Here is a 9,794-nt window from a genome sequence, read left to right as displayed (position 1 = left end):
ATCCCAAACATGTGCTGCCCTTCGGGTTCTGCCTAGGGGCGATAAACTCTTTGTTGCTCGATTTTTACTTAGCCCACTAGGTTACAAACCTCGCGCCGCGATTTAATCGCCCCTAGATTGAACAAATTTCAATTCGCAATGATCAACACGCCCTAGTAAATGACAACTTGGGCATTGTTAAACTCATAGTTTAGCAATGCGCCATTATTTGATTGCTGTATAAGCTTAGCTTTATTTAAACCATGTAGTCTAAATAGCAGGGGGGCAATAACAGATACCGCAGAGCCTGTAGCACTGTCTTCATTTACACCAAACTGAGGTGCAAAGTATCTAAAATGCGCTATGGCATTTTTCTTGTCTTTATTTTTTATACTAAGGGCAATTACTGCATTTTTGTGGAGTTTACTCAAAGCTTTAAAATCAACGTGTAAGCTTTTTAAATCGTCTTTTTCAAATTCTTTATTAAATTCTTCATTAAATAGCACGACGGTATAACCGTTTTTATCATCGGTACTGTAGGCTACTTTTATTGCTGATGAAAACACACTTTTTAACTCACTTTCAGCAAATTCGCTTTTTTTAGGCTCTATGCTTTTTAGTAACAGCTGAGCGCGTTGTTTTTTTACTCTTATAGTAAAACGCTCATGACTCATCGAGATGAACGCTTTAGGGCAATAACCAAAGTGGTTTATCAAAAAATTAGCGGCTGCTAAAGTACCATGTCCGCAGCGTTTAATTTCACTTGTTCGGTTAAACCAGCGAATTTTACAATGCAGTTTAGTTATCTCATTGTGATTTAAAAATACGGTAGCAGGGTGAATTGATTGTGATGCAATATATTGCATTGTTTTTGATGTTAACCCATTTTTATAAATAACAATTAAAGCGCTTGAGCCTTTTAAGTTATTTGCAGAGCTATAAAAAACAGATTCGGTGGAAGTGAACTCTATAAAGCGAAGCGTAAGCCATTTAGGCTTACGCTTCGCTAAGCAAAGAGTATTAACCTTTGCTTGCATATGCGTCGTTATGAACGCCCGCAGCACGACCTGATGGATCGGCATTGTTTTGAAACGATGCGTCCCATGCCAGTGCTTCTGGAGTCGAACACGCTACCGATTTACCATGCGGTACACATTTAGCGGATGCATCACCAGGGAAATGCGATTCAAAAATAGTACGGTAGTAGTAAGCTTCTTTTGAATCTGGTGTATTAATAGGGTATTTAAATTTTGCATTTGCAAGCTCTTGATCGCTTACTTGCTCGTTTACAAACTCTTTTAACGTATCAATCCAGCTGTAACCAACACCATCTGAAAACTGCTCTTTTTGACGCCATAGCACTTCATCAGGTAAGTAACCTTCAAAGCCTTCACGTAAAATGTGTTTTTCAATTTTGCCATCTTTACACATTTTAGCTTCAGGGTTGATACGCATAGCAACATCAACAAATTCTTTATCAAGAAACGGTACACGTGCTTCTACGCCCCATGCCGCCATTGATTTATTAGCACGTAAGCAGTCAAACAAATGCAGTTTTGATACTTTACGGTTTAGCTCTTCATGAAACTCTTGTGCGTTAGGTGCTTTATGGAAGTATAAGTAGCCACCAAATAGCTCATCAGCACCTTCGCCCGACAACACCATTTTAATGCCCATCGCTTTAATTTGGCGAGCCATTAAGTACATAGGTGTAGAGGCACGAATCGTTGTTACATCGTACGTTTCAATGTGGTAAATCACTTCACGCAGTGCATCAATACCTTCTTGAATGGTAAAAATAATAGGGTGGTGAATAGTCCCGATCATGTCCGCTACTTTTTGTGCAGCGGCTAAATCAGGTGAGCCTTCAAGGCCCACTGAAAAAGAATGTAGCTTAGGCCACCATGCATCGCTTTCATCGTTATCTTCAATACGTTTGGCAGCAAAGCGCTGAGTAATAGCAGAGATAACTGATGAGTCTAAACCACCAGAAAGTAATACACCGTAAGGCACGTCACACATTAGCTGGCGTTTAACAGCCGCTTCTAATGCATCTTTAACGTCTTGGGCTTCTGCGCTATTATCTTTAACTGCATCAAATGTTTCCCAATCACGCTTGTAATAAGGCGTCATTTTGCCATCTTTGCTGTACAGGTAATGCCCTGGTGGAAATTCTTCAATATGCTTACAAATTGGAGAAAGTGCTTTTAGCTCAGAAGCAACGTAAAAGTTACCGTGCTCGTCGTGACCGGTGTAAAGCGGGATAATACCAATATGATCACGGCCAATTAAGTAAGCGTCATTTTCTTCGTCGTATAAACAAAATGCAAAAATGCCATTTAAGTCATCTAAAAAGTCAGGCCCTTTTTGTTTGTACAGCGCTAAAATAACTTCACAGTCTGATTGAGTTTGAAAAGTAAAATCAACATCTAGCTCTGCTGCAAGTTCTTTATGATTATAAATCTCGCCATTAACGGCTAAAATATGTGTTTTTTCTGGATTGTATAAAGGCTGTGCACCGCTTGATACTCCAACAATAGCTAAACGCTCATGCACTAAAATAGCTTTTTCAGATGCATATACACCAGACCAATCTGGGCCTCGGTGTCTAAGCAGTTTTGACATTTCAATTGCTTGAGTACGCAACTGAGTGGGATCAGATTTAATATCTAATACCCCAAAAATTGAACACATAGTAACTCCTCATTCCTATTATGTGTGTAGTACAGCCAATTTGCTGCACTGCGAACCTTTGTTTTATCAGAAATATTTACTCAAGTCACATAGCTTTTACAATTAATTAAGAATAATTTATGCACCAAGTTAGAATTAGCTGCACCATAATGACTAGTGGGTGGTGCCAGCGGCTACTTTAATATCACTTTCATTGTTCAAAGCTTGAGCTACTATGACTTTCAGCGCATCTATAACGGTTTCTTCATTCATACTAGGTGCACCGCTGTGGTGCACCGCTTGGCTGGGTAAATAAGGAATATGCACAAAGCCGCCTTTCATTACAGCGCAGTGCTCATTTATGTAATGCATAAGACCATACATAACGTGATTACACACATACGTGCCTGCCGTATTCGAAATGGCAGCTGGTATATTACTGTTGTGCAATGCGTGTAACATGCGCTTTATTGGTAGGTTTGTAAAATAGGCATCAGGGCCATTTTTTTCTATTGGTGTATCGATAGGTTGATTACCTGCATTGTCTTTAATACGTGCATCGTCAACGTTTATTGCAATACGCTCTATTGATATTTCGCTGCGCCCACCAGCTTGACCTATGCACAAAACAATCTCCGGATTGTGCGATTCAATGGCGTTTATAAGCTGGCTGATAGATGTATTAAATTCACAGGCAAGTTCTAGCGTGCATATTTTGTGTTTCATGATGATAGTTTCATCAAGTTTTTGTACTGCTTGCCAAGAAGGGTTTATAGCTTCACCACCAAAAGGGGCAAAGCCGGTTATTAATACACACGCCATAGTAGAAGTTGATTTAGTCATTAAACACCAAGCTATACATTAAAATAATATTAACGGCGAGTAAGGTAACTGCCGTCGGAATTTGCACCTTTATTACATGGTACTTATCTTTTAAGTCTAAAAGAGCGGCAGGAATAATATTAAAATTGGCTGCCATAGGCGTCATTAACGTACCGCAATAGCCGCTATACATACCTAACGCAACTAAAGGTGCAGGGCTTGCGCCATGACCTTCAATTAAAAATGGCATCGCAATACCCGCAGTCATCACCGGAAATGCAGCAAACGCGTTACCCATAATCATGGTAAAAAATGCCATACCGACACAATACAAAACAACCAGCATAAAACGGTTGTCAGGAGCTATAAATAAAGTAACTAGTTCTTTAATAGAGTCGCCTGTTTGCGCCACAATGAATACCCCACCAAGCATGGCTAGCATTTGCGGTAAAATGGCTGCCCAGCCAATAGAATCAACCAAACGACGTGATTCGCTTACGGCTTGAACAGGACTACCACCGGTTATTTTCCAGCCAACAAGCAATGCAAAAAGACAAGCAATGGTTAAAGATGCAAGTGTTAAGTGGCGTTGATCAAGTAAGTAAACATTATTTATAGCCACATTATCAAATAGTACAGTAAAGACTACGGTAACAATTGGGATCATTAAAGCGGGAATAAATAACTTATTGCCTAGATTTTTAGCGCTTTGGTTTTGTTCCTGCTCACTGGGAATAGAGTAGTTCCCCATGGAAACTAAATTTAAACCGGCTAATAAAGCGATGAGTAATACGCTAATACCTACTATTAGGTACGTTGTTTGTGCACCAAGATTTGCAATAGCAAAATCACCAAATAAAAAACTACTGCCAAACAAAAACCAAAATAGGGCAGTTGTCAGTCTTTTTGGGTGGTTTTTGTCTTGCAGGGTACGTAGTACTAAAAACATCACCATGATGCCAATAAGCAGGTATATGTTTTCAATGGTCACAAGTGCTGTGCTTGAGTGCGATACATCGGCATCAATTACTTTACTCATAGTATGGGCTCCGGTGCATTGTACTTTTGAACCGCTTTTGCAATTTTACTTTCGAGTCGAGCTAGTCTAAATAAGTGAATAACTAAGGCGCACAGCGCAGTAGGGATTGCCCACAAACCAATATGTAGCGGCTCAATACCCGTTATGCCGTTTTCTTTTAAAAATGCATCCATAAGTAAAACAGCACCAAAGGCTATAAATATGTCTTCACCAAAAAATACCGCAATGTTATCAACCGCCGCCGCATGGGCGCTGATCATATCTTTTACGGGTTTAGGCAATTCGCCATATTTATTTGTAGCCGCCCCTAATGCCATAGGTGCAAGTAAAGGGCGAACTGTTTGTGCTTGCCCGCCGAGTGAGAGCAAACCAAGTGCAGCCGAGCATTCTCTAACAATAAAATAAAGAGCAAGTATACGTGCGCTGGTGGCTGTTTTAATTTGTGAAATCCAGTCGCGCGCACGTTGTTGTAATCCATAACGTTCAAGTAGTGCAATAATAGGTAAAATTAAAATGAAGCTCGCTAATTGGCGCGAGTTCATAAATTTTTCGCCAAAGGTTTGCAGCAAACTTATAAAATCAAGATTGACTGCCCAGCCGGTCGCAAGTCCTGCAAAGGTAACCACTAGTAACGGATTAAAGCGCAGTGCAAAACCGATTACTACAACAGGAATGCCAATAAGCGGCCAATAATTTAAATCGAACATAGTTTTCCTATTTATTTTTAGAATATTTTTATAGGTTATTTTTAAGTGCAAGGCTCAATTGATGTAGATGCCCGTCAAGTTTCTGTTTTGCCTTTGCAGCTTCTTCAAACGTTACATATTTAAACTCAACCGTGTCTAAAGGTCTAAATTGTGCAAATTGATGTAAGTCGGCTTCAATAACAGTCCCTAAAAGAGGATACCCCCCAGTGGTTTGGCCATCGTTAAGTAGCACAATAGGTTCACCATTAGGTGGTAGTTGAATGCTCCCAGGGCTTACCCCGAGTGATGGCAAACAGTGCGAATGCACCAAACTACTTTTATGCTCAAGCCTTACGCCCATTCGGTTACTGTTACTACTGACTTTAAATGCGGTAGATACAAAGTTGCTTAGTAAAGGCTCGCCTAATAAGTTAGCATGGGGGCTTGGGTGAAGGCGTATAAGCTTGCGCTGGGCGGGAGCCATTGCGCCTACCTTTATAAACTCTCCATAATAAGGAGTAATAGGTATTTCATCACCAGTGGTGAGAGCTCTACCTTCAATACCACCAAAACACGCGTTTAAATCTGTGGATTTAGAGCCCATAACCTCAGTATTTTGTATACCGCCTTTCACTGCTAAATAAGCTCTTAAGCCGGCTCTACCAGTAGCAAAGCTCAGTACTTGTTTGTTTTTTACTGCGAATGTCCAACCAGGGTAAATTGCTTGTCCGTCAAGGGTTGCTTGCAAATCGGAACCATGAAGCGCAATTACTGTGTCGCAGCTAAACTCAAGCTCGCACAAACCAACGGTTATTTCTAAAACGGCATCATTGTCGTTATTGTTAAGTAATCTATTAGCAATGATTTGTGCAAAGGGGTCTAAGCTGCCCGCTTTGCTTACCCCTAAATGGCGGTAGCCTTCACGGCCAAAATCTTGAATTGTAAGTAATACACCACTTTTGAGTACTTTAATCATGAGTTGCTCCTTTATTAACTAGCGGAACAAATTCAAGCGTATCGCCTGGTTGAATTAAACAAGGTTGCTCAGAGGTCGAATCAAACAAGGCTGTATCTGTATGGCCTATTATGTGCCAACCACCTGGGGTATCTGCGGGGTAAATTCCGGTTTGTGCAGCCCCTATTGCAACAGAGCCTTTAGGAACCCTAGTACGTGGCTCATCACGCCTTGGTGTATGTAATTGCTCTTCTAAACCATGTAGGTAAGCAAAACCGGGCTGAAAGCCTAAAAATAAAACGTGGTACTTGGTGTTACTATGAATATTAATAACCTCATCAGCGCTTAAATTATGATAACGAGCCACGTAATCAATATCCTCACCCTTGTAGGTCGTTTCGATTAAGTGATGCTGCCCCTTAAAAGTACTCGTTTTAATATCATTCCACAGCGAAGGTAGCACTTGTAACCACTTGTTTACGTGTTTATCTGATTTTAAATAGAGAGTGAGCGAGTTCATGGCTGGCACCAAATCGCTAAATTCATCAGTGCTTTTACAGTGGCTGGCTAAAGCCCAAATTTTCCTTTGAATAGAGAGTCTATCTTTAGCGTCTAAATGCGATGCATCAAACAGTAAACTACTGTTTGTTAATGCATAAAGATGAGGAGTTGGCTTCATTAAATAAACCTATTTGTACAACATAATTTAAACGTAACACAGTTTTATTAATTTATTTACACCATTGCGACTAAGTGGTTATGTTTATTGCCCAACTTACTTTAAGAGTCGTTTTATATTCAATTAATCGAATTTAACTTATTTAGGACCAAAACTTAATACGCTTCGTACTAAATAAGTAATCAGGATGAAATGAAAATTAAGATAAGGAGGTCTTAATGAGTACGCACATGTACAGAGGTAACTTATGAAACACCAGCATTTATTATATTTATCAGGCGCAGCTATTATATTTAGCGCAGGCAGCTTTGCTTTATCAATGGAAAAAGTAAAACACAGCGATGTAGAAGCCACTATGCATGTAGAAACCATTGTGCTTGGAGCGGGTTGCTTTTGGGGGGCAGAAAAACGCTACGAAGCGCTAAATGGTGTTATTGATGCTGAATCGGGTTATGCAGACGGTAATGGTTTTAAAGCAACATACAGAAATATTACTGATCAGTCTCGTCGCTTTGACGAAAATAATTACGCTGAAGTTGTGCAAGTTATGTATAACAGCAATATAATTTCGGCAGAAGATTTATTAAAAAACTATTTTGAAAGCCACGATCCAACCCAAAAAAATCGCCAAGGTAACGACATTGGTACGCAATATCGTTCAATCGTATTAACGACTACCGATGCGCAAGCTAAAGTAGCGGAGCAAGTTAAATCGCAATATCAGCAGCTTTTAACTGATGCGAGCTACGGCAACATTGAAACGGTTATTAAACCGCTCCAAAGTTTTGAATCGGCAGAAGAATACCATCAAAATTATTTAGAAAAAAATCCAAACGGCTATTGCCCAGAACATTCTACGGGTGTTGTTTTTAATAAAACACCCGTAGAAAAAGTAGATAACACTGCTTTATTAGCAGGAAAGCAAATCGTAGTCTTAGATTCACGTGAATACTGCCCATACTGTGAAAAATTCAAAAAAGCAGTCGCAAATGACTATAAAGGGACTATCCCAATGACATTCCGCCATGCTGATCAACTTGATAATTTAACTATTAAGTCAGCCACATGGGCAACACCGACTATTTTGTTTTTAGAAAATGGCGTTGAAGTATATGGTCGTCAAGGTTATGCAACACCTGAAGAGTTTTATAAAGCACTGGGGGCGTTCAAATTAGGTAACAGTGATGCTTACAAGGTGGCTTTCGATGCGCGAACAGACAGAGCATATTGTAAAGAGTACAAAGAGTTTAAAAATACACCTGATGGTACTTTTGTAGACAAATTAAGTGGTGAACCACTTTTTGATACGAGAGATAGGTTTAATTCAGGCACTGGTTGGTTGTCGTTTACTCATCCTGTAAAAAGCAATGTTACCCAACATGACGACAGCAGTTGGGGGATGACACGGATTGAGCTTCGTTCAAAAAGCACTGGTATACACTTAGGCCACTTATTCCCAGGTGAAGGACCAAGAGGACGCGATCGCTATTGTATTAATGCAACGGTGCTTGACTTTGTACCGCGAGATAAAGACTAAGCAGTTAATTAAGCCTGATTTTAAATCAGGCTTTTTTATATAATTTATTTTTTAAGGTGTTTATAGCAATAATACTTAATGAGTTGAGGGATTAAACCTGACGCTCACGGCATTAAAAATTCTGATATAAAGGAACTCAATTTCTGTCTTGTTATCAGCAAGATTTTACTCTCTCAAAATCATTCTTGTACTTTTCTAAAGGTATTCACAACCCACTTTGCAAATAAATCGAGAGGGTGGTTTGGCATATTCGATTCATGCTGTACTAAATAATACTTATCTTTTGTTGTTAATGGCTGTTCAAATAATTTATACAGCCATTGCTCATCTAACCAGCTTTGACTAATTGGCAGTGGAATAAGCGCAATCCCCATACCTTGTTGCGCCGCACGCGCTACACCAAACATACTGTCTATTTGAATAATTTGCGTAGGTGAAAAGTCATCAATCCCCGCTTTTTCAGCCCATTGATGCCATGCCCAAGGACGCGCTTTGTGTAAAATTAACGGTACTTGGTTAAGCGCTTGACGATGATCATTTTTCCATTGATCGAGCAGTTTCTTATTGCATGCAGGAATGTATTCTAGATTAAACAGCTCAGTTGCTAACCCTTCGGTGGGTTTACTAGAGGACAAAACAATGGATAAATCACTATGGCGTGTTAGCTCTTTGCGTGTTTTAAGCGTATCCATTTGTAAATTAATATTAGGATGCTCTGATGTCCACTCACTTAATTTAGGCATGAGTAGCTCGCTTGCAAAAAATTCTGGCAGAGTAATTGTTAAATTTGTATTTTGTTGCATCTGGCTAAATTCATTAATAGTGCTCTCTAACATAGTAATAATAGGAGACACTGCATCAAAAAAGTTTTTACCAGCCGTGGTTAAGCTAATTGAACGCGTTTTACGCACAAAAAGCTCAATACCAAGTTGCTCTTCAAGCTGTTTGATTTGATGGCTTACCGCAGACGGCGTTAAATACAGCTCATTGGCTGCGTGCTTAAAGCTTAAACTTTTTGCCGCAAAGCAAAAAGAGCGAAGGCCTCGAATAGGAGTTTGCATGTTTTCCAGTATTTAATTATTGGTGTAGCCTAATGCAGGCAAAAATCGAACCAGTTAGTAATTGCAATAATATCAATGAATTATGATTTTAAATTAAGGTTTCTCACAATTTTGGTGCATCATAGCAATAAATTAGTGCAAATGCTCTAACTAGTTGATTACCTATTTATGCAACTATTATAGATAAAAATTTACTACAGTAGGATGAATTATACCAATTTGCTTATATATGGGGTCTATTTAACGTTGAGAAAATTACGCTAGAACTAGGCAAAAAATTTTTGTATCTAGTTGTTCTAAATAAAAAATTTTTAACGACGTTATAGTACAATTTAATTCGTTAAATTGATCAAAGATTTATGC

At 39.2% G+C, this 9,794-nt stretch carries 9 protein-coding genes; 1 reads left to right on the top strand and 8 read right to left on the bottom strand.

Annotated elements, in window-relative coordinates; all coding sequences use genetic code 11:
- Positions 1–152: 152 nt before the first annotated feature.
- The 7 genes from CWB66_RS02270 to pxpB all read right to left on the bottom strand — a co-directional run bounded on the left by CWB66_RS02270 (position 153) and on the right by pxpB (position 6,833).
- On the bottom strand, positions 153–1,016 hold the full coding sequence (locus tag CWB66_RS02270; protein ID WP_138584186.1) for a PhzF family phenazine biosynthesis protein: 864 nt from the start codon (positions 1,014–1,016) through the stop codon (positions 153–155).
- Positions 1,000–2,673, bottom strand: a complete 1,674-nt coding sequence (gene asnB / locus CWB66_RS02265; RefSeq protein WP_138584185.1) for an asparagine synthase B — start codon at positions 2,671–2,673, stop codon at positions 1,000–1,002. The genes CWB66_RS02270 and asnB overlap by 17 nt, the downstream gene beginning before the upstream one ends.
- A 153-nt stretch (positions 2,674–2,826) precedes the next feature.
- Positions 2,827–3,495 (bottom strand): pyroglutamyl-peptidase I, encoded by a 669-nt coding sequence (pcp, locus tag CWB66_RS02260; RefSeq protein WP_138584184.1) that lies wholly within the window; start codon positions 3,493–3,495, stop codon positions 2,827–2,829.
- Positions 3,488–4,513, bottom strand: coding sequence for a DUF979 domain-containing protein (locus CWB66_RS02255; protein WP_138584183.1), 1,026 nt, complete (start codon positions 4,511–4,513; stop codon positions 3,488–3,490). Before CWB66_RS02255 ends, pcp begins: the two co-directional genes overlap by 8 nt.
- The gene (locus CWB66_RS02250; protein WP_138584182.1) at positions 4,510–5,220 is read right to left on the bottom strand and encodes a DUF969 domain-containing protein; all 711 of its coding nucleotides are present in this window, start codon (positions 5,218–5,220) and stop codon (positions 4,510–4,512) included. Before CWB66_RS02250 ends, CWB66_RS02255 begins: the two co-directional genes overlap by 4 nt.
- 28 nt (positions 5,221–5,248) lie before the next feature.
- Entirely contained in the window at positions 5,249–6,175 is a 927-nt protein-coding gene (locus CWB66_RS02245) for a 5-oxoprolinase subunit C family protein (protein WP_138584181.1), read from the bottom strand.
- Positions 6,168–6,833, bottom strand: a complete 666-nt coding sequence (gene pxpB / locus CWB66_RS02240; RefSeq protein WP_138584180.1) for a 5-oxoprolinase subunit PxpB — start codon at positions 6,831–6,833, stop codon at positions 6,168–6,170. Before pxpB ends, CWB66_RS02245 begins: the two co-directional genes overlap by 8 nt.
- A gap of 247 nt (positions 6,834–7,080) precedes the next feature.
- Here pxpB and msrA point away from each other — a divergent pair, with 247 nt between their 5' ends.
- Entirely contained in the window at positions 7,081–8,370 is a 1,290-nt protein-coding gene (gene msrA, locus CWB66_RS02235) for a peptide-methionine (S)-S-oxide reductase MsrA (RefSeq protein ID WP_138584179.1), read from the top strand.
- A 179-nt stretch (positions 8,371–8,549) separates the two neighbouring features.
- Here msrA and CWB66_RS02230 read toward each other — a convergent pair whose 3' ends face one another.
- The gene (locus tag CWB66_RS02230) at positions 8,550–9,431 is read right to left on the bottom strand and encodes a LysR family transcriptional regulator (RefSeq protein ID WP_138584178.1); all 882 of its coding nucleotides are present in this window, start codon (positions 9,429–9,431) and stop codon (positions 8,550–8,552) included.
- Positions 9,432–9,794 lie beyond the last annotated feature (363 nt).

It is taken from the genome of Pseudoalteromonas sp. S558 (genome assembly GCF_005886635.1).
Classification (GTDB): Bacteria; Pseudomonadota; Gammaproteobacteria; order Enterobacterales; family Alteromonadaceae; genus Pseudoalteromonas; species Pseudoalteromonas aliena.
This window is presented reverse-complemented; position numbering and strand designations above follow the sequence as displayed.